Genomic DNA, 24,607 nt, shown 5'->3' on the forward strand with positions numbered 1-24,607 from the left:
GGTTGAGAAGGCGTTAATGCAGGATCAGGCCGAACCGCCGACTGTCAGACCGCCAATCATTAATGTAGGTTGACCGACCCCCACAGGCACCCATTGCCCCGCTTTGCCGCAATTCCCCATGCCCGGATCTAGGTCCATATCATTGCCAATCGCGCGGATTTGCTTCAGCGCAGTGGCCCCATCTCCGATGAGCGTGGCCCCTTTGACAGACGCCCCGATCTGGCCGTTTTGCACGCGATAGGCCTCGGTGCAGGAAAAAACGAATTTGCCATTGGTGATGTCAACCTGCCCGCCGCCAAAGCCAACCGCATAAATCCCGTCTTTCAAATCCGCCAAAATATCGGCAGGCGCGTTGTCGCCGCCAAGCATATATGTGTTGGTCATCCGCGTCATCGGGGGGTGGGCATAAGATTCGCGCCGCCCATTTCCTGTCGCAGCCACACCCATCAGGCGGGCAGATTGGCGGTCTTGCATGTAGCCAACCAAAATTCCGTCCTCAATGAGCGGGGTGGCTTGGCTTTGCGTGCCCTCATCATCAATCGAAATGGATCCACGCCGATCAGGCAGCGTGCCATCGTCCAAAACAGTCACGCCTTTGGCCGCCACTTGCTGCCCCATCAGACCTGCGAAGGCGGATTGGCCTTTGCGGTTGAAATCCCCCTCTAGACCATGCCCCACAGCCTCGTGCAGCAGGATTCCTGGCCAGCCTGGCCCCAGCACCACATCAATCACGCCCGCAGGGGCAGGGACGCTGTCGAGGTTCACGCAGGCCACGCGCAGGGCCTCACGTGCAACCGATTGCCAATGCGCAGGGGCCATGACGCGGCCAATCGCAAACCGCCCCCCACCGCCTGCCGAGCCACTTTCACGGCGGCCTTTTGCCTCGACAATGACCGATATGTTCAAGCGCACCAAAGGCCGTGCATCGCGCAACACCTGTCCCTCAGGGCGGAGGATTTCGACCTCTTGATGCGAGGCGGCAAGCGATACAGACACTTGCACAACGCGCGGATCAAGGGCGCGGGTGTAGGCGTCAATCTCGCCCAATAGATCAATGCGGGCCTCAAAGCTGCTGCCATCCATTGGGTCATTGGGCATATAGAGGTGGCGGTTGGTGCCTTGTGGGGGGGCGGCCATGATCCCGCCGCTTTGGCGAATGGCCATGCGGGCAGTGTCACTGGCGCGGGACAGGGCCGCTTCGCTTAACTCGGTCGCATGGGCATAGGCTGAAACCTCCCCCAAGACCGCGCGCAGCCCGAATCCCTCGCTTGCGTCATAGGAGGCGGTCTTGATCCGCCCATCATCAAAAACCAAGGCCTCAGATCGTTTTCTTTCGAGAAATAACTCTCCGTCTTCGGCCCCTGTCAGGGTTGCGCGCAACAGTCGCAGGGCGGCCTCTTGGTCGAGGGATGTCTCGAAGGGACGGAAGCTACTGGCACGATCAGACACGCAAATTCCTTTCAAAATTGGGCACTTGGCCCGCATTCCGCCGCCGCGGCGGCAGCATAACTACCCCATGTGAGCCGTGAAAATGATCCAAATCAACATTCCCAAGGGTGAGACATTTTTATCCAATGTCTTGTAATGTAACCCTCTATATGGTTGTTGCAGCTTTGAACGCAACGGGATGTCACAGACCTTAAACGGGCATCACGAAAAAACAGGACGACATGACAATGGCACTTCGTACCAAGCTCTCAAGCTTTTGGGCCGCAGCAGCGGTAACATTTGCCCTGACGGGTGGTGCATCTGCGCAGGCGTTGCGCGATGGTTTGGAGATTATCGGCGCACCCCATCTGGGTGGTGTGAATATGCAAACAGGCGTGACCGAATTGGCGCATGACGTTCGCGTGTTGGATAATCTGCTTTTGGTGATTATCACCGCGATTGTTATCTTCGTGACCGCATTGATGGTCTATTCCATCGTGCGCCACAATCGCCGTGCGAACCCAAAACCTGCAACCTTCACCCATAACCGCAAGATCGAGATCATCTGGACAGTCGTGCCAATGATCATCTTGTTTGTGATCGGTGGCTTCTCGCTGCCTGTGTTGTTCAAGCAGCAGACCATTCCTGATGGCGAAGTGGTGATCAAGGCAACAGGCTATCAGTGGTATTGGGGCTACGAATACCCGCAGCATGACATTGTTTTTGACAGCTTTATGTTGGCCGAAGATGAATTGGCCGAATACGGCTACACGCGCGATGAATATTTGCTCGCCACCAACACGGCGATGGTTGTGCCAACAGGCCGCGATGTTGTGGTTCAGGTCACGGGCGCGGATGTGATCCATTCTTGGACAATTCCTGCCTTCGGTGTGAAGCAGGACGGGATCCCGGGCCGCCTTGCGCAGCTTTGGTTCAATGTTGAGCCTGGCCGTGAAGGCATCTATTTCGGGCAGTGTTCTGAACTGTGCGGCGTGAACCACGCCTACATGCCGATCACCGTCTTCGCAGTGACCCCTGAGGAATATGACGCATGGACACGCGGCGAAATCAGCGATTTCGCCTCCGTAGATGCGCGTGCGCCACAGGTTGTGGAACTGGCCGCGGCGCAATAAGCGCAGCAAAGCTTCTGCCAAGCCACCCGCGCAATCAAGTGGCTTGGCGATTTCGCAAATAATCCCCCAAAGGACGCGCCTGCAGATGAGCGATGCATCCATTGATATCACCACCAAATCGGCGAAACCCCCTGAACTGGACCCCAAAGAAGCAAGCTTTGGGGATTATGTGCTGCTGCTTAAGCCGCGTGTGATGTCTTTGGTGGTGTTCACGGCTTTTGTTGGCATTGTCGCGGCCCCCGAGGCGCAGTCTTTGTTCATCTCTTTCTGTGCCATTTTGTTCATCGCGATTGGTGCGGGGGCGTCTGGCGCGCTGAATATGTGGTATGATGCCGATATTGACCGCGTTATGAAGCGCACCGCCTCGCGCCCTGTGCCGTCTGGGCGTGTCACCGCGCAAGAGGCGTTTCAGATTGGTCTTGCGCTCTCGGTCATGTCGGTTGTGTTCCTTGGCCTTGCGACCAATTGGGTTGCGGCGGGGCTCTTGGCCTTTACCATCTCTTTCTACGTTGTAATTTACACGATGTGGCTGAAACGCGCGACCCCGCAGAATATCGTCATTGGTGGCGCGGCAGGGGCCTTTCCCCCAATGGTGGGCTGGGCGGCTGTAACGGGTGATGTTTCGCTGGCCTCTATGCTGATGTTCGGCTTGATCTTCATGTGGACGCCGCCGCATTTCTGGGCCTTGGCCTTGTTTATGAAATCGGATTACCACAAGGCCGATGTGCCGATGCTGACGGTGACCCATGGGCGCGCGGCGACCCGCCGCCATATCTGGATTTACACTGTGCTCTTGGCGCCTGTGGCGCTTGGCATTGGTGTGACGCAAATCGGCGGCCCGCTCTACATGGCGGCAGCGGTGGTTCTGAACCTGATCTTCTTGAAAGGCGCGTGGGATATCCGTGCCCGCAGCGAAGATGTGGCAGAGGCCGATGGCTATGCGACTGAAAAGAAATTCTTCCGCTTTTCCCTGTATTACCTTTTCCTGCATTTCTGCGCGATCTTGGGCGATATTGCCCTGCGCGCCGCAGGTCTGTCATTGGGGGGGTGGTAAGCTATGGCGATCCGTGAACAAAGCGATATGCACAAGCGCCGCCTGAGCCGCAATATCGGCGTGGGGCTGAGCCTTGTTGCCTTTTGCGTGATCGTCTTTGGGATGACGGTGGCAAAAATCCGTGAAGGCTCCAAGATGGAGGCCTTTGATCATCAACCGCGCGTGTCGATGACCCCTCCGCAAGAGGGGCAATCAGGAGGCACGCAGCAATGACACAAAACCGTAAAACTGTTTACAGCCTGCTTGGTGTCATCGTCTTTATGGGGGCGATGGCATGGGCGGCTGTGCCGCTTTACGATCTTTTTTGCCGTGTCACGGGCTATGGCGGCACAACGCAAGTTGCGGATACTGAAAGCGCGGTGGTGTCTGATCGCATGATTACTGTGCGCTTTGATGCAAGCACCGCGCGCGACATGCCGTGGGAATTCCGCCCCATGCAGCGCGAAATTGATGTCCGCCTAGGCGAAACAGCCTTGGTGTTTTATGAGGCCTATAACCCGACCGATCAAGTGGTGGCAGGCACTGCGAGTTATAACGTGCTGCCCTATACGGCGGGCGCGTATTTTGCGAAAATCGCCTGCTTCTGTTTCACCGAGCAGGTGCTGCAACCAGGTGAGCGGGTCGAAATGCCTGTGACCTTTTTCGTAGACCCCGAAATCCTTGAGGATGAAGAGGCCTATGACACACAAGAAATTACCCTGTCCTATACATTTCATGTTATGGATATAACCGAAGAACTTGCCGCCCTGAGCGGCACAACTGAATGACCGAAAGCGAAGGACCAAAACAGATGTCCCATGCAAAGAACCACGATTATCATATCATTTCGCCCTCGCTCTGGCCGTTGATTGGCGCCGTTGGGGCTTTTGTAATGCTCACGGGCGGCGTGCTGTGGATGCATGGCTCTGGCCCGTGGATGTTCCTGATGGGCCTTGTGGCTGTCCTTTACGTGATGTTCGGCTGGTGGTCGGATGTGGTCGCGGAAAGCAACCAAGGCGATCACACCCCCGTTGTGCGGATAGGCCTGCGCTATGGCTTTATAATGTTCATTATGTCCGAAGCCATGTTCTTTGTCGCATGGTTCTGGGCCTTCTTTAAGCACGCGATATACCCGATGAACGAATATCTCGGGTCGCAATATGTGCAGCCAAGTTTCTATCAGATGGATGTCTGGCACCTACCTCTGATTAACACGCTTGTTTTGCTGCTGTCGGGTGCGGCGGTGACTTGGGCGCACCACGCGTTGGTGCACAATGAAAGCCGCAAGGATGTCGAATGGGGCCTTTTGATCGGCGTCGCGCTTGGCTTGTTCTTTACGGGGCTGCAAGCCTTTGAATATTGGGAGTTGCTGGCGCACAAAGACTGGACATTCGGTGGCGATAAGTTTTTCTCTACCTTCTTCCTTGCGACTGGTTTCCACGGGATGCACGTGATCATCGGAACAATCTTCTTGTTCATCTGCTATTTGCGCGTGCGCAGCGGCCATTTCACCGCAGAGAAACATATCGGCTTTGAAGCGGCCGCATGGTACTGGCACTTTGTTGATGTGGTCTGGTTGTTCTTGTTTGCCGCAGTCTATATTTGGGGCATTGGCGGCTGAGCTGATCCCGCGTGATCACCTGATTTCGGAACGGCCCGCCACCACAAAGGCGGGCCGTTTCTCGTTCGACCCGCCATCGATGAGAGGCGCTATGACACATTCGCGTTTTGCGATTTTCTCGGTTCTGTCATTCGGGGTTGCGGGGGCCGCTATCCTGATTGCGCTTGGCGTGTGGCAGACCCAACGTTTGTCTTGGAAACAGGGCGTGTTGGCCGATATCGAGGCGCGGATTGTTGCCGAAGCGGTGACCTTGCCTGACGCGCCAGATGCGATCCGTGATCGGTATTTGCCTGTGATGCTTGAGGGGCGGTTTATCCGCGAGGCAGAAGACACGCTGCGCGTCTTGGTCAGCCGCAAGGGCGTGGGGGCGGGCTATCGCCTGATCTCAGGGTTTGAGGATGATCTGACGGGGCGCCGTATCCTTGTGGATCGTGGGTTTTTACCCGTGGCCGATGAGATGCGTTATGCGCCAGAAGGCCGCTTTGCCCTCACGGGCAACCTGCATTGGCCAGATGATCGCAACAGTTCGACCCCCGATAATGACCGCGCCGCAAATATCTGGTTCGCGCGCGATTTGGCGGATATGGCCGCGGTGCTTGGCACAGACCCCTATCTTGTGGTGCTGCGTGATGGAACCCCGCCAGAGGCAGACCTGACACCGATGCCCGTGGACACATCCGCCATCCCCAATGACCATTTGCAATATGCGGTGACATGGTTTTCGCTTGCAGCGGTATGGTTGGGGATGACAGCCTATCTTCTGTGGCGTATCAGGCACAGAACGCTTTGAAGGGACAATAACCATGCGCTACATCTCGACACGCGGCACAGCGCCTGAACTGAAATTTGAGGACGCCATGTTGACGGGGCTTGCCCGTGATGGGGGGCTGTATGTGCCTGCAAGCGTCCCGCAGTTGAGCCATGCGGAGATCGCCGCAATGGCGGGTCTGCCTTATGAGGAGGTCGCCTTTCGCGTGATGCGCCCCTTTGTGGGCGATACATTCAGTGAGAGTGAATTTGGCGATATCATCACCCGCGCCTATCAGGGCTTTCGCCACGCAAGCCGCGCCCCGCTCAAGGAATTGGTACCCAATCATTTCCTGATGGAATTGTTCCACGGCCCCACCTTGGCGTTCAAAGATTTTGCGATGCAGCTGATTGGGCAAATGTTTGAGCATAGCCTAACCAAACGCGGGCAGCATGTGACCATTGTGGGGGCAACGTCAGGCGATACCGGCTCTGCCGCGATGGAGGCCTTTCGCGGGCTTGATGCGGTGTCGGTGTTCATCCTGTTCCCCTATGGCCGTGTGTCCGAGGTGCAGCGTCGCCAAATGACCACGGTCACCGAGGCCAATGCCCATGCTTTGGCCATTGACGGCACATTTGACGATGCGCAGGCGCGGCTTAAAGATATGTTTAATGATCTCACCTTCCGCGATGAGGTGCGCTTGGCAGGGGTGAACTCAATCAACTGGGCGCGTGTCATGGCGCAGGTTGTCTATTATTTTACCGCCGCAGTCAGCCTTGGCGCCCCGCATCGTGCCGTCAGTTTTACTGTGCCGACTGGCAATTTCGGCGATATTTTTGCCGGCTATATCGCGCGCCAAATGGGTCTGCCGATTGATCGTCTTGTGGTGGCGACCAACAGCAATGACATTTTGGATCGCGCCTTGCGCACGGGCGGCTATCATATGGGCGGTGTGCAGGCCACAATCAGCCCTTCGATGGATATCGAAGTGTCGTCCAACTTTGAACGGGCACTGTTTGATGCGTATGGTCGTGACGCAGGCGCGGTGGTGCAATCCATGGCTGCGTTGAAATCCGAAGGCGGGTTTGACATCAGCCAAGGCGCGCTTGAGGCTTTGCGGGACATCTTTGCTTCGGGTCGTGCAAACGAGGATGAGACATCCGCGATGATCACATCTTGCCTGTCAACATCGGGCGAGCTGCTTTGCCCCCATTCCGCAGTCGGGGTTCATGTGGCCCAAGATCACCTTGGGACGACCCCGATGGTTACATTGGCCACAGCGCATCCTGCGAAATTCCCCGATGCTGTCGAGGCGGCAACGGGCATCCGCCCCGCATTGCCGCCCCATATGGCAGATTTGTTCGAGCGTTCCGAACGGGTGCAGCGCGTGCCAAATGACCTTGCCGCCCTTGAGGCGTTGATCCGCGAAAAGGTGGCCGCATGAGTGTTGAGATGCACCAACTCTCCAACGGGTTGCGGGTGATCACCGAACGGATGGAGGGGCTTCAATCCGCGGCAATCGGGGTTTGGGTGTCCGCAGGGGGCCGCCATGAGCGGGTCGAGCAAAACGGCATCGCGCATTTCCTTGAACATATGGCGTTTAAGGGCACGAAACGGCGCAGCGCGCTGCAAATCGCCGAGGAGATCGAAGATGTAGGCGGCTATATCAACGCCTATACCTCGCGCGAAGTCACCGCCTATTACGCGCGCGTGCTGGAACAAGATGTGCCCCTTGCCCTTGATATGATTGCCGATATCGTGCTGAACCCTGTGTTTGATCCGCGCGAGATCGAGGTTGAACGGGGCGTCATCCTGCAAGAAATCGGTCAGGCGAATGACACGCCTGATGATGTGATTTTCGACTGGCTTCAGGAAACAGCCTATCCCAACCAACCGCTTGGGCGCACCATTCTTGGCCCCAGTGAGCGGGTGCGTGGCTTTGGTCGCGAGGATTTCAGCCAATTCGTGACCGAACATTATGGCCCCGATCAGATGATACTATCGGCCGCAGGGGCGGTGGATCACGCGCAGATCGTGAGACTGGCCGAAGAGAATTTTGGCCATTTGCCCTCACGCCGCGCGGCCCCGGCACCTTTGGCGCAATTTGCAGGCGGAGAATTCCGCAAGGTCAAGAAACTGGAACAGGCCCATATTGCGATGGCCTTTGAAACACCAGGATATCGGTCTGACGACATCTACACCGCGCAGATTTACGCAAGCGCGCTTGGCGGGGGCATGTCCTCGCGCCTTTTCCAAGAACTGCGCGAAAAGCGTGGCCTGTGCTATTCGATTTTTGCCCAAGTGGGGGCCTTTGATGAAACGGGCCTTCTCACCATTTACGCAGGCACGGGCGGCAAGGATGTGGGGGATTTAGCGCTTTTGAGCATGGATGAGATCAAGCGCGCCGCAAGTGATTTGAACCAAGCCGAGCTTGATCGCGCGCGCGCGCAGATGAAAGCGGGGCTTTTGATGGGGCTGGAAAGCCCATCTTCCCGCGCCGAGCGTCTGGCACGGGTTTTGGCTATCTGGGATCGTGTGCCGCCCCTAGAGGAAACTGTCGCGCGGATTGATGCGGTCAGCCTTGCGCATATTCGTGACTTTGGCGCAGGGATTGCCGAAAGCGGTGCGCTTGCCTTGGCGCTTTATGGGCCTGTCAGCAAAGCGCCTGATTACGCGCAATTGACGCAGCGTTTGGCGGCTTGATGCTGAGGCGGCGGCCGAAACTTGCCATTGAAACCGAGCGCATGACCCTGCGCCTGCCTCTGCATGAGGATTATCGCCATTGGGCGGGATTGCGCGAAGCATCAGCCGCCTTTCTGCAGCCATGGGAGCCTGCATGGTCATCGGATCATCTGACCCGCAAAAGCTTTTCTGCGCGGGTCTATTGGGCACAGCGTGCCTCATCGGAGGAAAGCGCGCTGCCGCTGTTTTTGATCCGCCGCGAAGACCAAAGCCTGCTTGGCGCGGTCACATTGGACAATATTCGCCGTGGCCCCGCGCAGGCGGGAACGATTGGCTATTGGATTGGGCAGCCATATGCGCGCAACGGGTATATGCGCGAGGCGGTGGTGGCCTTGATCCACTATGCTTTTACCCGTCTGGATCTCTCCCGCATTGAAAGCGCCTGTTTGCCTGAAAACACCCCCTCCCGTGGTCTTTTGGAGAAATGCGGCTATAAATATGAGGGGGTCGCGCAAAGCTATTTGCAGATCAATGGGCGCTGGCGCAATCATGTGCTTTACGCCAATTTGCGCAGTGACCGCCGTGGCCGCACCGAAGTGGGCTAAGGCTTTGTGGGTGTAAGGGGGACAGGCGTGACAGCTTCATCAAAACTTGACGCGTTGAAGGGCGATTTGCCCGCAGATATCTGGCGCGAGGCGACCCCGAACTATCTCGAAGAACCGCGTGGGCGGTGGCAGGGCAAAGCTGCGGCTGTTTTGGCACCGCGCTCTACCGAGGAGGTTGCTTTGGCCCTGCGCGCCTGTGCGGCGCATCGGGTGGCGGTGATCCCCTATGGCGGCGGCACGGGCTTGGTCGGTGGGCAGCTGTCTGAAAATTTTGATCATGGCGTGATTTTATCACTCGAGCGCATGCGCGCGATCCGCGCGATGGACGAAGATGGGCGCAGCCTAACCGTTGAGGCGGGTGTCATCTTGGCCGATATTCACGCGACCGCGCAAAAGGCGGGCCTGCTTTTCCCCTTAAGCCTTGCAAGCCAAGGATCGGCGCGCATAGGCGGCCTTTTGGCGACCAATGCGGGCGGGGTGAATGTTCTGCGTTATGGCAATGCACGGGATTTGGTCTTGGGCATTGAGGCGGTGATGCCCGATGGCAGCATTTTTCACGGGCTATCGCCTCTACGCAAAAACAACACGGGCTATGATCTGCGCCATTTGCTGATCGGCTCAGAGGGCACATTGGGCATCATCACAGCGGCCAGTTTGCGGCTTTTTCCTGAGCCTGCGGCGCAAGGCGCGGCCCTGATGGCTGTGCCTGATCCTAGCGCGGCCCTGTCTCTGTTGCGAATGACGCAGGATGTGGTGGGCGAGGGGCTTTCGGCCTTTGAATTGATGCACCGCCAAGGGTTTGATTTCTTGGCCGAGGTTGGGCCAGATTTGCGCCAACCTTTTGATGAAATCCCCGAGTGGTGCGTGCTGATCGATTTGGGCCTTGGTGTGGGTCAAGATCCCGCCGCGCTATTAGAGGGACTTTTTGCCCGCGCCTTTGAGGCAGATTTGGTCAGTGACGGGGTGATTGCCCAATCCATGGCGCAGCGGGATGATTTCTGGGCCCTGCGCGAAAATATCCCTGAAACAAATCGGCGCATCGGCTCAGTGAGTTCGCATGATATTTCCTTGCCCGTGGGGTTGGTACCTCAGTTCATCGCGGACATTCCCGCTCGCATCGCCCAGATCGGAGAATTCCGCCATAACTGCTTTGGCCATATGGGGGATGGGAATTTGCATTACAACATCTTCCCCATGCCAGGCAAAACCCGGGCGGATCATCTGGCAGAGCGGGATGTGATCAAGCGCGCCATGCATGATTTGGTGCATGAGATGGGCGGATCCGTATCTGCCGAACATGGGATCGGGCGGCTTAAGGTGGATGACCTTGAACGCTATGGCGACCCTGCCAAATTGGCCGCGATGCGAGCGATTAAGGCCGCTCTTGATCCGCACGGCATCATGAACCCAGGCGCAGTATTGCGCGGCCGATAGTTTCAACTGAAAATTCAAATACTTTGGTAAAACTGTGCGCTTACTATAACGTTTGGCTCATCGATCAGTTTTTTATTGAGGTGTTGTTTATGGCGAAGATTGTAAGTGTCTTACCCCGCCTTTTCCGGTTGCCGTTGGCAGAAGTATTGTCTGATGCGAAGCACGGAGACCACACCCATTTTGAGTTGATTACGGCTACTGTGAAGTTGGATGACGGTAGTGAAGGTACTGGGTATTCTTATACCGGCGGATGGGGTGGTCACGCGATCAAGGCCATGATTGAGCATGATTTGACGCCGTTTTTGATTGGCAAAGATGCTACTCAAATTGAGCAATTACATGACCAAATGCGTTGGCATATTCACTATGTGGGACGAGGCGGTGTTTCTGCCTTTGCAATTGCAGCAGTTGATGTCGCCTTGTGGGATATTCGTGGCAAACGAAGTAATTTATCCCTGTGTGAAATGGCTGGTGGTGTAAGCCGAACCTGTAAGGCCTACGTGGGTGGCATCGATCTAAATTTCCCCCTTGAAAAACTTTTGTCCAATATGGACCAGGCCATTCAAAGCGGGTTCAATGGCGTAAAAATTAAGATTGGTCGTGAGAACCTGGAAGAAGACATCGAGAGAATATATGCGGTACGAGAGCGAATTGGTTCAGACACGACCTTTATGGTTGATGCAAATTATGGCATGTCTGTCGACCAAGCAATTTCTGCCATCCGGCAGTTTGAAAATGCCAATATTACCTGGTTTGAGGAACCGATCGATCCTGATGACTTAAACGGATACAGGATTATAAGTGAACAAACTGGCTTCCCGCTGGCAATTGGCGAGAACTGTCACTCAATTCACGACTTTGAACTTTTAGAGAAAACTAAGGCATTCAAGTTTTTTCAACCAGATGTGGCCACTTGCGGTGGTATCACAACGTGGTTGCGTGCGGCGGCTTTTGCCGAGCGTAACGGAATAAGTGTTTGTACTCATGGAATGCAGGAACTTCACGTTAGTCTGTTGTGCGGACGCGAAAATGCAGGCTGGTTGGAAGTTCATGCCTTTCCCATCGATACGTACACGCACCAGCCGTTAAAGCTTAATCAAGACCACATGGCTGTTGCGCCACAGCTCCCTGGCATCGGTGTGACTTTTGATTGGGACAAACTTGAAGCTGAGAATAGCTTAGTATCCTAGTGGCATGTGGTCAGGAAATCTTGCTTACGCTCGATGACAGCGTAGCCCTTTGGTTGAACATTAATTTTTGGAATACTGGATCTGGCAGAAGAGAGCTCAGACGCATTATTAAGTAGCTAAACCCAAAAGCGAAAATTGCTCTCACCAGCAAAATCGTAGTTAAAGATGGTCCAAGCAGCATCATGAGGCCTACATCCTCGAATACCGAGTGAAATAAATTTATCAAAACCAACGCGCCGACGACGGATCGTATCGGGATTGCCCCTTGTTTAACTTCTTTGATCATGAGCCCGCCTCCGAACCCTAGCCCAAGAGTGAGGCCCACTATGACAATAGTTGCGGCGTTCGTTCCGATGTCTAATATTTTGAGAAAGGGCGATAGTATCAGCTGGATAATTTTTTCAACGCCGACTGATCTTAAAATTTCAATTGCAATCATCAATACGATGATAATGGCTTGGATAAAGAGCAGCCCAAAAATTTGGTCCAAAATCCATTGCTGCAGCGTAGGATCAGACACCATTGTTGGGAGGTGAAGGCTCGCTTGGTTTTGAAATAGCCCTAAATTTAAGAAGGATACGTGTAGGAGGTAACAAAAAATGAATCCTCCTCCCACGCGGATCAGAACAGTTGGTAGAATGCGCAAGCCTGCGTTTCGCGAGATTAGCGCCTCCACGATTAGCCCATGAGTGAAGAGCATAAATGAAGCAATAATGGTTGTTTGTGCTACAGTTAGGTTCAGTGCTTCAGGCGTGGAAGATAAGACCAATAGTCCTGCGTAGGGGTTAGTCAGCAATGTAGTGGTAATTGCTAGTGCAACTTCTGCCGGTAGCCCTATGACTCCAAGCAAAGGAGCAACCTGAATAGTCAACCATGACGTTGCACCAAAACTATCGAGGACTTTAATAACAATTATAGTCGGTATCATGACCTTAAATAGCTCAAATGATACAATATATATGTCTTTAATTAAATAATTTATTTTATTTTTAAGTAAATTCGTCATGGGGGGCCTAAATATTTCAATAGACAGGGAGCCAATTCTTTATACGTTTAGATAAAGGCATCTTTGTTCAAAGGTAAAACAATGACTTCATTTAATGTTAATTTTTCAGAATTCGAGGGCAAGAAAATCCTGATAACAGGTGCATCGACCGGAATAGGAGCTGAGTTAGCGAAAGCGTTTGCGCAGCAAGGTGCAAGAGTGGGCTTGCACTATTTTTCTTCTGAAGATGCGGCCAATCAGCTGGCCGCAGATATTCGTAAATCTGGTGGTTCAGTTGAATTGGTAAGGGCTAATGCCAGTAACTCTAAAGAACTGGCTTCCGCCGTGAAAGATGTCGCAGAGCGTCTGGGCGGAATAAACGGTTTGATTAACAACGCAGGCGGTATGGTGCGCCGCGTGCCGTATGCTGAGGCAAGTGATAAGGACTATGACGAAATAATGGATTTAAATGCGCGATCCATAATCGTCGCATCAAAGGCTGCATTGCCTTATCTTAAAGCGGAGGGGGGGTTCGTAATTAACACGACTTCAATCGCAGCGCGCAATGGAGCCAGTGGAGGTGCCGGTCTGTATGGTTCGTCGAAGGCATTCGTATCTAACGTTACCCGCGGTATGGCCAAGGAGTGGATTGAGTACGGGGTCCGCGTAAATGCCGTCGCTCCAGGTGTGATTACAACGCCCTTCCATGAACGCTATTCAACACAAGCCCAACTTGACGCAATGCTGAAAACCGTTCCGCAAGGGCGCCTTGGACAAGCACAGGATTGTGTGGGAGCGTTCCTATTTTTAGCTTCACAGGCTCTGTCTGGCTACATTATCGGGCAAACAATCGAGGTCAATGGCGGGCAGCTAATGCCGTGATCAAAGGTCCCATATCGCAATTTCTCATTCACACTGTGCGGAGTTACCATCAAAGTGATGTTTTCATTGCCTGAGCTTGGCTCGGTATAGAGATGCTCTGAACAAGAAAATTTCGAGTAGTAAAAATAGGTCGGCTATAGGAAAATCATAAATTCCGATAGCCCATATGGCCCGATGATAAGGCGTTGTGCATGGGATCTGATCGTCAAATGCAATCTCTGAGCATCAGATCCTTGGTGTTGCTGCTCGCTTTGGCGATTATTTGGGGTACAACTTTTCTGTTTGCAGAAATTGCTCTTACGGAGGTTTCACCCACAACACTTACCTTACATCGCGTCCTTTGGGCAGTTCCCGTTCTAGGAGCTTTTTTATATCAAAAGCGTTACAAAATTCCCTCTGACTTTCGTTTTTGGTTTGGCTGCTTTGTCATGGGGGCCTTAAATAACGCTCTTCCATTCTCGCTGATTTTTTGGAGCCAGACACAAATTACGAGTGGGTTAGCTGCAATTCTGAACTCCACCACATCGGTTTTTGCTATTTTAATAGCCGCTTTGTTTTTGAAAGACGAACCACTTACTACCAAGAAAATATTTGGTGGTATACTGGGAGTAAGCGGTGCGGTTTTAATTATAGGACCGCCGGATCTTCACAATCTTGACCTACTCAGTATCGCACAGATGGCCATGCTGGCTGCGACAATTTCCTATGCTTTTGCTGGAGTATGGTCTCGATTGTCGCTTTCTGGATATCACCCACTTTTAAATGCTTTTGGCATGTTGACCGCTACGACATTTTTGATGACTCCTATCGTAATTTTCACTGATGGCACTCCAAGTTTCATGTTCTCGACACCAGTGTGGGCATCAATTATCGCTATATCGGTATTTTGTACTGCACTGGCTTATGTATTGTATTTTGAGATCATAAAGCTCTCTGGAGCTTCCAATGCTCTGCTGGTTACGTTGTTAATACCAATTTTTGCAGTAACTGCAGGTCATGTGTTCCTTGAGGAAGTCATCGAAAGAATCGATTTCGTTGGCTTTGGGATTATAATCCTCGGTTTTGTAGTAATTGATGGCCGCTTAACTAAATTTTCTACAGCGTCCAATCCGGTGCTTAAAATTAAATCAAAGTGATTGATTGGAGTGCTGGCATGGCGCCACGATCAAGGGAAGAGGAACACTGTTCAATGCCATGCCAGCTATTTCACCCTACCACAGGTTGTGCCTATTTGCAATTCAGAACCTATATGGTGTTTCCAGAGTGGCTTCACTCGTATGCGCGAAGCTTTAAAAGCTTAACGGATAAAAACCAGTCCGTGAAACCTCTCTGAAAGATTTATCATCCTGAGAAGCAAATTATTCGCACAAAAGTGTAGGGGTTCCCAAATTTTTGGGGACTATTAACATTGATTTAGATGCGGCCAAATTCGTTCAATAAATCCTCAACAGTTTTTCCTTGAGCAACCCATTCTCGTGTTCTGGCTTCGCGATCAGCTTGCTCTTGGGCAAGACGCACGGTTTCCTCCGCAATTTCGAGAGGGATGACGACAACACCCATAAGGTCAGCAACGATAAAGTCACCTGGGTTAACTACTACGCCACCGCACGCAATTGAGACGTTGATAGAAAGCTCTTCTTTGCGTTCGGAGAACATCGTGTGTGTTCCGCGTGGGGTGATCGCGCGGGTCCAGATCGGCCAATTGATGTCCTCCAGTTCATCGGTGTCTCGACCAGCCCCATCAACAATCATGCCGCGGATGCCACGGTTCTGGGCAAGCCCGCCCATGAGACCCCCACAGACCGAAGTTTGTAAATCGCCTCCAGCATCAACTACAATTACGTCATTCGGTTGAGCGATTTCCAAAGCCCTGAGAGGATCAACAAGATCGCCTTTTGACAATTGGACTGTTACTGCCTGACCGGTGATCTTTGCGCGAAAGGCTGGCTTGATTGCGCTATCCATCACGCCAGTTCGGTATTGCACATCTGCGAAGATGGCGGCTGCGGAATAGGACTCTAGTACCGCATCGAATTTTTTGAGTAGGTTTGGATTGCGCTCAAAGTCGTTGAAGATCCTGAGACTTGTACTTGTATCTGGCATCTTTATCTCCTGTTATCAGGGTGTTTTTGCCAATGCGTCTGCATTGACCGTATATTTTGGTTTTTGGTTGGTTAGCACCAATGCCACCTGGGTAGCCGCCGTAACCCGAGCGGCGATGATGGATTCCTCGGAGTAGTAGGCCGAATGTGGAGTCACTAATACGTTTGGAAGTTTAAAGAGGGGATTGTTGTCTGGCGACCAATTTTTCCGTTTGGCCGGTTCTTCTTCTGGATCATCAAGTCCTGCCGCTGCAAGATGGCCTTCGCTTAATGCGCGAAAAAGCGCGGTATTATCGATTGTTGGACCGCGCCCAGTGTTAACAAGGATGGCCCCAGGCTTCATAGCTGCAAATTCAGCATCCGACAGAAAATGATATGTTTCAGGTGTCATCGGAGCTTGCATCAATAGGTAGTCGGAACGGGCTAGTAATTCGGCCTTGTCTACCAGCTCAACGCCTAAACTTGTGGCGACATCTGGGAGCACAAAGGGATCGTAGGCGATTATTGTGACGCCAAAGGCACGCGCCCGTTCCGTGATAGCTTGTCCAATCTTGCCAAGTGATACGATACCAAGCGTGCGTCCACGCAATCGATAAACTGGCTGTCCACTTTGCCATCTCCAGATGCCTGCATGGGTTGCTCGATTGTATTCGGATAATTTTCTGGCGAGTGCCAGCCAAAGAGAAATTGCATGATCAGCGACCTCTTCAGTGCAATAGTCTTGCACATTGGTCACGAGGATTCCTTTTTCCGTCGCAGCGTCTACATCCACAATATCTACGCCAACACCATATCGAGCGATTACTTTACAGCGCGTCATTCGATTTATCGTTTCGCACCCGATTTTTGCGTACTGATTCATCATAGCTGCGCAACTTGGTGCGACTTCGAAGAGATCGCTTTCCTGTTTTGCCTGTAGAGAAACTACCTTGGCCCCTGCGGCTTCTAGGATGTTTGTTTCGATCTCTACATCCGCAAAGTCATAGTCGGTGATGACGACAATTGGGCGATCGGCGCGTGGTGTGGAACTATTTGTATTTGCCATTTCGGGCTTCTCCAAATGCATATCTGATATCTGATATTCCAGATTGCAACTGTTGTTTTATCAGATATTCTTGTCTTTGCAACTGTTTCGGAGTGATTTCACATGGCGTTACAGCGACCAAAATCGCTTAGAGAATTGGCGCTAGAATTCCTTCGCGAGCGCATAATAGATGGCACATTTCAGATGGGTCAGGTTCTTTCGGAGAGAAGGATTTCTGAAGAGCTTGGTGTATCAAAATCTCCAGTCCGAGAGGCGCTTGCGCAGTTGCGTGACGAGGGCTTAGTGCACATTGAACCTCAGAAAGGTGCACGAGTTTTCAACTTAACAGAGAATGAGGTCGTTCAAATATGTGACTTTCGTCAGGCAATTGAATCGGCATCCTTCGAGCTTGCTCTACAACGAAATCGTGCAGGTCTTGCTGCGGATATGGAAAATGTCGTGGAGATGATGGCTATTAGCAAAGCCAAAAACGACGACGATGCCTACATTGCATTAGACAACCAATTTCACCAACTTATTTTCGAACATGCGGACAATTATTACCTGGCAGCTAGTTACAGTCGCTATGCAGGTAAAATTGCAGCGCTTCGCAAACTTCTTTCGCGGCTCCCGAAACACACAGACTTATCCTTCAATGAACACAAAGCGATTATCAGAGCTGTGCACAGCGGAGACCTTTCCACAATCAAGAAATTACTTGCCGAGCACATTGATCGCACTCGAAAAGCCTACAGTATGGCTTTAAGTTCACTGCACGCTTCTGATGATAAGTAACCGCGGCGGTCTGGCGTACTTGACGGAGTAATCATAAATGCCCAAGCTGATCGCCCTTCTATGTGTAACGATCAGCAGAGGATATTTGATATGTCAAAAGGGTACTTAGTGGCCAATATCAGGGTCAAAGATGCCGAAAAGTTTCAAACATTCTCAGGAATGGCTGCGCCGGCTATTAAGAAGTACGGTGGGAAGGTTTTGGCTAAAGGTCCAGCAGCCGACAGACATGAGGGTCAACTTACCGGCACAGTAATGATGATTGAGTTTGACAGCAAGGAAGTTGCAGAGACATTTTACTTTAGTGCCGAGTATCAAGCCGCGAAGGCAGTACGAGAAGAATGTGCAGATACAGACCTCATGATTATTGAGGGTACTGAGTAGTGTGACCATACCATGTGCTTCATGGATGTAATTTTCGCGGTCACTTACTAAAAAATAGCTGTTCAGAATTTCGAATGAAAATTGGATTGCAGCTGTATCAACTCGTTACTGATTTGATACAGCTGCGCCAAGTTACTGCGCTCCAATTAATTCAACTTCCAATATTCGGAAAATAGTCTTCGCAGGAGCCTTCACGATAAACGTCTGCAGTGCAGCAGTGGAGCCCGCCACCAAAGGCATAAGCATCGCGTAGTTCAACTTCCACCACCTCCATGCCCAGACGATCCATTTGTTCAGCTTGGTAAACTTCAGATTTTTCGACACAAACTGTTTTTGGATCCAAAACTAAGACGTTCATCGACAACCAAACTGATGAATAGCAGAGTGGTGGGGGTGTGTTGTGTGCCGGTTGGGCGGCATCTACAATTTCCCAGTCATTATCAAAGAACATTTTTCTCTGTTCTTCTGGAAGTCTGCGCTGGGGGTTGTTCAAAATTAGACCAGGACGTAGAGGCGTAAAAGTCGCATCTATGTGGATTGGATATGGATCACCTGGAAAATTAACAGTGTGCACTCGGTGTTCTGGGAAGTGGCGCCTCAGCCATTCAATGCCTTTCAGATTGGTTGTAAATCCGTGTTGTACAACCAAGTCTTTTCCGAACCGCAATACATCTGCAGCGTCAAATAGTGGTTCCTCTTCAGTAGTGACAAAGAATTTCTTTGCGGCCCACTCTAACCTTTTCGTATCACCAATTTTTTCCGACAAATAATCTGGATGATAATCAGCGTCCGTTAGGCGCGGCTTTGGAGCGGCCTCGTGCCTGAAATTTGGGTCCTCTTCCCAATATTTTTTTAGTAGTGGGCGATAATTTAAATATTCGAACCATCTACAGCGATAGGACATTGTCGCCTCTAGAATTTCCGATCCGACAGTCAGCAATACATCCCTGGGAGGCATGCAGCCGAACTGACTGTCTGTGTGGAAATCTGGCGTAGTAACTGGAAGAGAGTGATCAATCGGTGACGGCCGATCGACGCGTATGCCTCGAGCTTTTAATTGTCCAGCGAAGTTGTCCAGTAGCTCATTGGCTCTATCGATTGTTTCTTGAGGGCGACGGCCCCATTGGCCGCGCATGTCGCTGTCTTCAGGAACTTTCGCGTCAAGTGCGGGCTCTTCTGGCGGGATGTGACAATCATCGGCTCTTCCGACAATCACATGTTTCAGTGGATCCCATTCATTCCAGCTATTTACGACGGTGTTTTTCATTTTTGTTTCACTTCGTTGATTTATGCTTATGGATTACTGCATAGAAATTTTCAGTCCAGTGTTACCTGCGAAAGCACAGGTAACCAAAGAGCCAACTCTCCGCCGGAGCGGTTTATGTTTTCAAGACCACTGAAAGCCACCTGTTGAGTCAATGACAGTTCCAGAGAGATACTGTACTTTATCTGAACACAACATGACGGCCATGTTTGCTATCTCTTCAGGGTTCTGCAGGCGCCCAAATGGCAATGTCTCCGTGTTTATGAAATTTTTCCAGTTTTCTTCATTGCCAGTTTCACGCTTAGCACGTTGTTTTAGAAGCTCAATTGTTCTGTCTGTAGCAGTTGCAGACGGATTTATTCCGTAGGTACGCACACCGTTCTTCGCAGTTTCTGCCCCCAAAGCTTGTGTGAAAGCTATTAATGCAGCGTTGCCTCCGGCGCCGCAGATATAGGATGGGGTGGTGTGTCTGCCGCCTATTCCGATGATATTAACTATGACACCACTCTTTCGAGCCATCATCGCTGCAGAAAAGAGCTTGCATAAATGGATATATCCAAAGACTTTCAAATCCCATGCTTTACGCCATTCATCCATGCTGAGATCTTGTATGCCGCCGCTGGGAATAGCGCCTGCATTATTGACCACGATATCGAAGTCGTCGCGCGAGGAGTATAGCGCTTCTCTTTGTTCCTCGCATGAGAGGTCTGCGCTTACAGTGCTAACACCACGTGAAACTGCTTCTAGTTGAGTTCTCGCTTTTTCGAGGTTTGTCTCACTTCGGCCGACTATAGTGACAGTAGCGCCTTCCTCTAAAAAAATTTTTGCTGTAGCCAGCCCAATGCCACGGGATCCGCCAGTAATGAGTACTTTTTTATTCTTAAGGTTTAAATCCAAGTCGTTTCTCCAGCTGACAGAGGCGCTTAATGCATCCTACACTATTAATCTGCATCATGATTTAGAGCCAAACAACTGATCAGAGATATTTCCGAAATACATTTCGTGTAGACTAAGCATGAACAAAAAGACCCAGCCTATTTCGTCTGGGCCCCATATTTCTAAAAGATGATAGCCATCTTCAGAAGTTGTGCTTTAAATCAACCGAAAACACGCTTAAAAATCGTCTCCACGTGCTTGGTGTGATATCCTAGGTCGAATTTTTCTTCGATTTCAGCGGCGCTGAGTGCATCGGTCACCTCGGTATCTGCAAGAAGTTCGGTTTTGAAATCAGCCCCTTGCTCCCACACCTTCATAGCGTTGCGTTGTACAAGGCGATAGGCGTCTTCGCGACTGACGCCGGCTTGGGTCAATGCCAAAAGCACGCGCTGCGACATCACCAAACCCTTAAACTTGTTCATATTGGCAAGCATAGTTTCAGGATAGATCACGAGTTTTTCGACAACGCCTGCCAAGCGATTTAATGCAAAATCCAAGGTGATGGTGGCATCAGGCGCAATCCCGCGCTCAACCGAACTGTGCGAGATATCCCGCTCATGCCAAAGCGCTACGTTCTCCATCGCGGGGATCACCGCCATACGCACAAGCCGCGCAAGACCAGTCAGGTTTTCCGTTAAAACTGGGTTGCGCTTGTGTGGCATTGCTGAGGAACCTTTTTGCCCCGCTGAAAAGAATTCTTCTGCCTCGAGCACTTCAGTCCGTTGCATATGACGAATTTCGATAGCGATATTCTCAATGCTGCTAGCAATAACGCCAAGTGTGGCAAAGAACATCGCGTGACGATCGCGGGGGATCACTTGGGTCGAAATCGGCTCAGGCGAGAGGCCCATCATTTTGCAGACATGCTCTTCAACGGCGGGGTCGATGTTGGCGAACGTTCCAACCGCGCCTGAAATGGCACCGGTGGCGATTTCGGTACGTGCAGCCTGTAGGCGGGCCTTGTTGCGATCCATTTCGGCATAGAACCGGGCGAAGGTTAGGCCCATTGTAGTGGGTTCTGCGTGAATTCCATGGCTGCGGCCAATCCGAACTGTGTCTTTATGCTCAATCGCTCGAGTTTTCAGCGCAGCCAAGACCTTATCGAGATCCGCCAGCAGGATATCCGCCGCGCGTACTAGCTGCACGTTGAGGGTGGTATCCAAAACATCCGATGAGGTCATGCCCTGATGCACAAAACGCGCATCTTCGGCCCCGATATGCTCGGCCAGATGGGTGAGAAAGGCGATCACATCATGCTTGGTGACGGCTTCAATCTCGTCAATGCGCTCCACATCGAACTCTACATCTTTCGCCTTCCAAACGGCTTCGGCGTTTTCGCGGGGGATCACACCAAGCTCGGCCTGCGCATCGCACGCATGGGCTTCGATCTCATACCAGATACGGAATTTGGTTTCAGGCGACCAGATGGCAACCATTTCGGGGCGGGCATAGCGGGGGATCATTGGCGAACCTTCTGTGATGCGGTTTCAAGGGGTTGCGCGCCTTCTAATCTAAATGTCACAGAAGAGGAAACCGCTTTTCGACTACCTGCGACCATGAGGAATGCCAAATTGGATAATATCTCCTCCATACCAGAGAGCGACGCGCTGGCAGGTGCGTGGCGGGTAGCGCGCGACATCTACGATCACCGCGCAGAGTTGAAAGGTCATTTCGAAGGGCATGCGCGGTTCACGCCGGCTGAGGTTAATGTTCTGCAGTATCAAGAGGAAGGGCGCTTAACCTATGGCGCGGGTCAAATCTTTGATGCAGAGCGGCGTTATATTTGGCGGCGTGTCCCAGAGGGTTGGCAAGTGGATTTTGACGACAACCGTCCCTTTCACCTCATTCGCGCCGCAGACCACCCTGCGCGCCATGACTGCGCCCCTGATCTATATATCTTGCGCTATCAGTTTGACGCGCTTCCGCGGCAGTGGCAGTGCCAATGTCGTATCACGGGGCCGCGCAAAGATTTGGATTTGGTGACCACCTACTATCGAGACTGATCTCGATTGGCGTTCGCCTTTCTGGCGCGCCAACACGCTGTGAAGATTATTCATCACCAAAACCAAGTGATGGGTGAAATCCTCGAGATCCTCATCATGGGCGCGGGATTGCGCCCGAGGTGCCGCCCGCAGCAGGCGCTTGCGGCGCTGCTGCGGGAGGGGGATTAGGATTATTTCAGGCCTGCGCAGAATCGTTGAATGCGGCTGCATGCCTCGCGCAGATTTTCGTCTGATGTTGCATAGGATACGCGGAAATTGGGCGATAGGCCAAAGGCGCCACCAAACACCACAGCCACGCCTTCTTCTTCAAGAAGGGCTGTCGCGAAATCCTCGTCTGAATCGATTTTTTTGCCATCAGGGCTAGTCTTTCCGATGCAGCCTGCGATGGACGGATAGACGTAAAATGCCCCGTCTGGTGTTGGGCAAGTGATGCCCTCTGCCGCGTTCAGCATTTCAACCACTAGATTGCGGCGGCGCAAGAACAAGGCTACGTTATCCGCCAAGAAATCTTGCGGCCCATTGAGTGCCTCAACGGCGGCCCATTGGCTTACTGATGAGGGGTTCGAGGTGGACTGGCTTTGGATTTTGCGCATCGCACCAATCAAGTTCTCGGGCCCTGCCGCATAGCCGATCCGCCACCCAGTCATCGCATATGCTTTGGAGACGCCATTGCAGGTCAAGGTGCGCTCGTAAAGGGCGGGCTCCACCTCGGCAGGGGTGCAGAATTCAAAGCCATCAAAGACCAGATGCTCATACATATCATCGGACATGATCCAGACATGTGGATGGCGTAGCAAAACATCGGTCAACGCCTTCAACTCGGCGCGGGTATACCCAGCGCCTGTGGGGTTGGAAGGGCTGTTGAAAATGAACCATTTGGTCTTAGGGGTGATGGCCGCCTCAAGCGCCTCGGGTGTGAGTTTGAAATTCGTTTCAATCGTGGCCGTTGCAATCACAGGGGTGCCGCCTGCAAGCAGAACCATATCGGGGTAGCTCACCCAATAAGGGGCAGGGATGATCACCTCATCGCCGGGGTTTAAGGTGGCCATCAGCGCGTTATACAAAATTTGTTTGCCGCCCGTGCCGACCGACACTTGCGAGGGTTTATAGCTTAGGCCATTTTCCCGCTCGAATTTCTTGCAGATCGCCTGCTTGAGTTCGGCAATACCATCCACCGCAGTATATTTGGTCCGACCCGCATCAATCGCGGCTTTGGCCGCGTCTTTGATGTTTTGGGGGGTGTCAAAATCAGGCTCACCTGCGCCAAGCCCAATCACATCTTTGCCTTGCGCCTTCAACTCTGCGGCGAGGTTGGAGACGGCGATTGTGGGGGAGGGTTTGACCCGCGAAAGCGTGTCGGACAAAAAGGCCATTGGATTTCTCCAGTTTTGCGGCGCACGCATCAAAGGCGGGGGCCTGCGGTTTACTTCACTGCGGCACAGCTTTAGGGTTTGGCGCAAGGCTGTTCAAGCGCGGAATTGTTGGGCGAAGTGCCGCATATATGCATTTCATGCGCTTTTGTTCCTTTTAGGTTGAACAGTGGGAGCTGCGCGCTGTGCAGCATGAAAACAAGTTGGCCGATTTGAAAAGGAGCCTCCGCGATGAGCGATGATGTAATCACCCATGAACAGCAGACAGATGCAAGCTGGTATGACGAAGATACAGCCACATTTGGAGATCGTATGGCGGGCGCGCGTGAGGCTGCTAATATAGGCCAAGCTGAACTTGCACGGCGCATGGGTGTCAAAGCCAAGACCATCCGCTCATGGGAAAATGATCAGGCCGAACCGCGCGCCAACAAGTTACAAATGTTGGCTGGAGTTTTAGGCGTGTCGATTATGTGGTTGTTGACAGGTCGCGGTGATGGAATTGATGGCCCATTTGTGGCATCTGCGATAAGCGAAGACACAAGTGCAATCCTGAAAGACCTAAGGCGCATTCGCGCGGAGCAAGCTCAGCTATCCGATGCTTTGGGCCGGCTCGAAAAAAGATTGCGCCAAACTCTGGTAGAAGAGGCGGGCGGGCAGTAGAGAATAGCAAAATCGCCGCAAGCTGAGAGGCTGTCTATGTCACAATCTGCTCACCAAGAGACACGCGAAATCCGTCTCAAGCGTCTTAGGATGCGGGCATGGCATCGTGGTATCAAAGAAATGGATTTGATTTTGGGCGGATGGGCAGACGCGCATTTGTCCTCCGCTGATGATGCCACGCTCGATCAGTTTGAGGCGGTGCTTGAGGAGGCGGATCAAGACCTCTATCAATGGATATCTGGTCAAAAATCGGCGCCTGATGAAATAGCAGGTTTCCTTCAAATCATTGGCAAGCAATTTGGCCAAAAGTTTCACAATGACAACCAGTAAC

At 52.2% G+C, this 24,607-nt stretch carries 26 protein-coding genes; 18 read left to right on the forward strand and 8 right to left on the reverse strand.

Features of this window, described 5'->3' with window-relative positions:
• Positions 1-24: 24 nt before the first annotated feature.
• Positions 25-1,485 (reverse strand): metalloprotease TldD, encoded by a 1,461-nt coding sequence (gene tldD, locus AAC621_RS10950; RefSeq protein ID WP_445322506.1) that lies wholly within the window; start codon positions 1,483-1,485, stop codon positions 25-27.
• 191 nt (positions 1,486-1,676) lie between these two features.
• Here tldD and coxB point away from each other — a divergent pair, with 191 nt between their 5' ends.
• From coxB to AAC621_RS11005, 11 genes are all read left to right on the forward strand, one after another.
• Positions 1,677-2,561: a cytochrome c oxidase subunit II gene (coxB, locus tag AAC621_RS10955; RefSeq protein WP_340255562.1), complete on the forward strand. Its 885-nt coding sequence runs from the start codon at positions 1,677-1,679 to the stop codon at positions 2,559-2,561.
• Between the two features lie 85 nt (positions 2,562-2,646).
• The gene (gene cyoE, locus AAC621_RS10960) at positions 2,647-3,615 is read left to right on the forward strand and encodes a heme o synthase (RefSeq protein ID WP_340255565.1); all 969 of its coding nucleotides are present in this window, start codon (positions 2,647-2,649) and stop codon (positions 3,613-3,615) included.
• A gap of 3 nt (positions 3,616-3,618) precedes the next feature.
• Complete coding sequence (locus tag AAC621_RS10965; protein WP_340255568.1) at positions 3,619-3,828, forward strand: hypothetical protein; 210 nt, start codon at positions 3,619-3,621, stop codon at positions 3,826-3,828.
• Positions 3,825-4,382: a cytochrome c oxidase assembly protein gene (locus AAC621_RS10970; protein WP_340255571.1), complete on the forward strand. Its 558-nt coding sequence runs from the start codon at positions 3,825-3,827 to the stop codon at positions 4,380-4,382. The genes AAC621_RS10965 and AAC621_RS10970 overlap by 4 nt, the downstream gene beginning before the upstream one ends.
• Before the next feature lie 23 nt (positions 4,383-4,405).
• Positions 4,406-5,215, forward strand: a complete 810-nt coding sequence (locus AAC621_RS10975; protein WP_340255574.1) for a cytochrome c oxidase subunit 3 — start codon at positions 4,406-4,408, stop codon at positions 5,213-5,215.
• Positions 5,216-5,306: 91 nt separating this feature from the next.
• Positions 5,307-6,005, forward strand: a complete 699-nt coding sequence (locus AAC621_RS10980) for an SURF1 family protein (RefSeq protein ID WP_340255577.1) — start codon at positions 5,307-5,309, stop codon at positions 6,003-6,005.
• Between the two features lie 13 nt (positions 6,006-6,018).
• Entirely contained in the window at positions 6,019-7,407 is a 1,389-nt protein-coding gene (gene thrC / locus AAC621_RS10985) for a threonine synthase (RefSeq protein ID WP_340255580.1), read from the forward strand.
• Entirely contained in the window at positions 7,404-8,666 is a 1,263-nt protein-coding gene (locus tag AAC621_RS10990) for a M16 family metallopeptidase (RefSeq protein WP_340255583.1), read from the forward strand. The genes thrC and AAC621_RS10990 overlap by 4 nt, the downstream gene beginning before the upstream one ends.
• Positions 8,666-9,250, forward strand: coding sequence for a GNAT family N-acetyltransferase (locus AAC621_RS10995; protein WP_340255586.1), 585 nt, complete (start codon positions 8,666-8,668; stop codon positions 9,248-9,250). The genes AAC621_RS10990 and AAC621_RS10995 overlap by 1 nt, the downstream gene beginning before the upstream one ends.
• A gap of 27 nt (positions 9,251-9,277) precedes the next feature.
• Positions 9,278-10,684, forward strand: coding sequence for an FAD-binding oxidoreductase (locus tag AAC621_RS11000; protein ID WP_340255589.1), 1,407 nt, complete (start codon positions 9,278-9,280; stop codon positions 10,682-10,684).
• An 89-nt stretch (positions 10,685-10,773) separates the two neighbouring features.
• Positions 10,774-11,874, forward strand: a complete 1,101-nt coding sequence (locus AAC621_RS11005; protein ID WP_340255592.1) for a mandelate racemase/muconate lactonizing enzyme family protein — start codon at positions 10,774-10,776, stop codon at positions 11,872-11,874.
• Positions 11,875-11,884: 10 nt separating this feature from the next.
• Here AAC621_RS11005 and AAC621_RS11010 read toward each other — a convergent pair whose 3' ends face one another.
• Positions 11,885-12,880, reverse strand: coding sequence for a hypothetical protein (locus tag AAC621_RS11010; RefSeq protein WP_340255595.1), 996 nt, complete (start codon positions 12,878-12,880; stop codon positions 11,885-11,887).
• 81 nt (positions 12,881-12,961) lie between these two features.
• Between AAC621_RS11010 and AAC621_RS11015 the strand changes: the two genes are divergently transcribed.
• Positions 12,962-13,741, forward strand: coding sequence for an SDR family NAD(P)-dependent oxidoreductase (locus tag AAC621_RS11015; protein ID WP_340255598.1), 780 nt, complete (start codon positions 12,962-12,964; stop codon positions 13,739-13,741).
• A 191-nt stretch (positions 13,742-13,932) separates the two neighbouring features.
• Positions 13,933-14,877: a DMT family transporter gene (locus AAC621_RS11020; RefSeq protein WP_340255601.1), complete on the forward strand. Its 945-nt coding sequence runs from the start codon at positions 13,933-13,935 to the stop codon at positions 14,875-14,877.
• Between the two features lie 277 nt (positions 14,878-15,154).
• Here the strand turns inward: AAC621_RS11020 and AAC621_RS11025 are convergent, their stop codons facing one another.
• Positions 15,155-15,844, reverse strand: coding sequence for an RraA family protein (locus tag AAC621_RS11025; RefSeq protein ID WP_340255604.1), 690 nt, complete (start codon positions 15,842-15,844; stop codon positions 15,155-15,157).
• Positions 15,845-15,859: 15 nt separating this feature from the next.
• Positions 15,860-16,888, reverse strand: coding sequence for a C-terminal binding protein (locus AAC621_RS11030; protein WP_340255607.1), 1,029 nt, complete (start codon positions 16,886-16,888; stop codon positions 15,860-15,862).
• Positions 16,889-16,990: 102 nt separating this feature from the next.
• Between AAC621_RS11030 and AAC621_RS11035 the strand changes: the two genes are divergently transcribed.
• Positions 16,991-17,662, forward strand: coding sequence for a GntR family transcriptional regulator (locus tag AAC621_RS11035; protein ID WP_340255610.1), 672 nt, complete (start codon positions 16,991-16,993; stop codon positions 17,660-17,662).
• Between the two features lie 90 nt (positions 17,663-17,752).
• Positions 17,753-18,043, forward strand: coding sequence for a DUF1330 domain-containing protein (locus tag AAC621_RS11040; protein ID WP_340255613.1), 291 nt, complete (start codon positions 17,753-17,755; stop codon positions 18,041-18,043).
• A gap of 151 nt (positions 18,044-18,194) precedes the next feature.
• Here the strand turns inward: AAC621_RS11040 and AAC621_RS11045 are convergent, their stop codons facing one another.
• The 3 genes from AAC621_RS11045 to purB all read right to left on the reverse strand — a co-directional run bounded on the left by AAC621_RS11045 (position 18,195) and on the right by purB (position 21,706).
• Entirely contained in the window at positions 18,195-19,310 is a 1,116-nt protein-coding gene (locus tag AAC621_RS11045; RefSeq protein WP_340255616.1) for a serine/threonine protein kinase, read from the reverse strand.
• A gap of 120 nt (positions 19,311-19,430) precedes the next feature.
• Positions 19,431-20,204: a short-chain dehydrogenase/reductase gene (locus AAC621_RS11050; RefSeq protein WP_340255619.1), complete on the reverse strand. Its 774-nt coding sequence runs from the start codon at positions 20,202-20,204 to the stop codon at positions 19,431-19,433.
• Between the two features lie 200 nt (positions 20,205-20,404).
• Entirely contained in the window at positions 20,405-21,706 is a 1,302-nt protein-coding gene (purB, locus tag AAC621_RS11055; protein ID WP_340255622.1) for an adenylosuccinate lyase, read from the reverse strand.
• Between the two features lie 108 nt (positions 21,707-21,814).
• Between purB and AAC621_RS11060 the strand changes: the two genes are divergently transcribed.
• Entirely contained in the window at positions 21,815-22,246 is a 432-nt protein-coding gene (locus AAC621_RS11060; protein WP_340255625.1) for a DUF6314 family protein, read from the forward strand.
• Between the two features lie 170 nt (positions 22,247-22,416).
• Here AAC621_RS11060 and AAC621_RS11065 read toward each other — a convergent pair whose 3' ends face one another.
• The gene (locus AAC621_RS11065; RefSeq protein WP_340255628.1) at positions 22,417-23,619 is read right to left on the reverse strand and encodes a pyridoxal phosphate-dependent aminotransferase; all 1,203 of its coding nucleotides are present in this window, start codon (positions 23,617-23,619) and stop codon (positions 22,417-22,419) included.
• Between the two features lie 228 nt (positions 23,620-23,847).
• Here AAC621_RS11065 and AAC621_RS11070 point away from each other — a divergent pair, with 228 nt between their 5' ends.
• Together AAC621_RS11070 and AAC621_RS11075 are read left to right on the forward strand one after the other, a co-directional pair.
• Entirely contained in the window at positions 23,848-24,276 is a 429-nt protein-coding gene (locus AAC621_RS11070; protein ID WP_340255631.1) for a helix-turn-helix domain-containing protein, read from the forward strand.
• 36 nt (positions 24,277-24,312) lie between these two features.
• Positions 24,313-24,606 (forward strand): FAD assembly factor SdhE, encoded by a 294-nt coding sequence (locus tag AAC621_RS11075; RefSeq protein ID WP_340255634.1) that lies wholly within the window; start codon positions 24,313-24,315, stop codon positions 24,604-24,606.
• The last annotated feature ends 1 nt before the right edge of the window (position 24,607 follow it).

The organism is Roseobacter sp. HKCC-CH-9208, from assembly GCF_037805125.1.
In the GTDB taxonomy this organism is placed as follows: domain Bacteria; phylum Pseudomonadota; class Alphaproteobacteria; order Rhodobacterales; family Rhodobacteraceae; genus M30B80.

Coding starts and splice junctions, on each gene's coding strand:
- tldD (WP_445322506.1), bottom strand. CDS start 1,485: ATGCGGGCCAAGTGCCCAATTTTGAAAGGAATTTGCGTGTCTGATCGT.
- coxB (WP_340255562.1), top strand. CDS start 1,677: ATGGCACTTCGTACCAAGCTCTCAAGCTTTTGGGCCGCAGCAGCGGTA.
- cyoE (WP_340255565.1), top strand. CDS start 2,647: ATGAGCGATGCATCCATTGATATCACCACCAAATCGGCGAAACCCCCT.
- AAC621_RS10965 (WP_340255568.1), top strand. CDS start 3,619: ATGGCGATCCGTGAACAAAGCGATATGCACAAGCGCCGCCTGAGCCGC.
- AAC621_RS10970 (WP_340255571.1), top strand. CDS start 3,825: ATGACACAAAACCGTAAAACTGTTTACAGCCTGCTTGGTGTCATCGTC.
- AAC621_RS10975 (WP_340255574.1), top strand. CDS start 4,406: ATGTCCCATGCAAAGAACCACGATTATCATATCATTTCGCCCTCGCTC.
- AAC621_RS10980 (WP_340255577.1), top strand. CDS start 5,307: ATGACACATTCGCGTTTTGCGATTTTCTCGGTTCTGTCATTCGGGGTT.
- thrC (WP_340255580.1), top strand. CDS start 6,019: ATGCGCTACATCTCGACACGCGGCACAGCGCCTGAACTGAAATTTGAG.
- AAC621_RS10990 (WP_340255583.1), top strand. CDS start 7,404: ATGAGTGTTGAGATGCACCAACTCTCCAACGGGTTGCGGGTGATCACC.
- AAC621_RS10995 (WP_340255586.1), top strand. CDS start 8,666: ATGCTGAGGCGGCGGCCGAAACTTGCCATTGAAACCGAGCGCATGACC.
- AAC621_RS11005 (WP_340255592.1), top strand. CDS start 10,774: ATGGCGAAGATTGTAAGTGTCTTACCCCGCCTTTTCCGGTTGCCGTTG.
- AAC621_RS11010 (WP_340255595.1), bottom strand. CDS start 12,880: ATGACGAATTTACTTAAAAATAAAATAAATTATTTAATTAAAGACATA.
- AAC621_RS11015 (WP_340255598.1), top strand. CDS start 12,962: ATGACTTCATTTAATGTTAATTTTTCAGAATTCGAGGGCAAGAAAATC.
- AAC621_RS11020 (WP_340255601.1), top strand. CDS start 13,933: ATGGGATCTGATCGTCAAATGCAATCTCTGAGCATCAGATCCTTGGTG.
- AAC621_RS11025 (WP_340255604.1), bottom strand. CDS start 15,844: ATGCCAGATACAAGTACAAGTCTCAGGATCTTCAACGACTTTGAGCGC.
- AAC621_RS11030 (WP_340255607.1), bottom strand. CDS start 16,888: ATGGCAAATACAAATAGTTCCACACCACGCGCCGATCGCCCAATTGTC.
- AAC621_RS11035 (WP_340255610.1), top strand. CDS start 16,991: ATGGCGTTACAGCGACCAAAATCGCTTAGAGAATTGGCGCTAGAATTC.
- AAC621_RS11040 (WP_340255613.1), top strand. CDS start 17,753: ATGTCAAAAGGGTACTTAGTGGCCAATATCAGGGTCAAAGATGCCGAA.
- AAC621_RS11045 (WP_340255616.1), bottom strand. CDS start 19,310: ATGAAAAACACCGTCGTAAATAGCTGGAATGAATGGGATCCACTGAAA.
- purB (WP_340255622.1), bottom strand. CDS start 21,706: ATGATCCCCCGCTATGCCCGCCCCGAAATGGTTGCCATCTGGTCGCCT.
- AAC621_RS11065 (WP_340255628.1), bottom strand. CDS start 23,619: ATGGCCTTTTTGTCCGACACGCTTTCGCGGGTCAAACCCTCCCCCACA.
- AAC621_RS11070 (WP_340255631.1), top strand. CDS start 23,848: ATGAGCGATGATGTAATCACCCATGAACAGCAGACAGATGCAAGCTGG.
- AAC621_RS11075 (WP_340255634.1), top strand. CDS start 24,313: ATGTCACAATCTGCTCACCAAGAGACACGCGAAATCCGTCTCAAGCGT.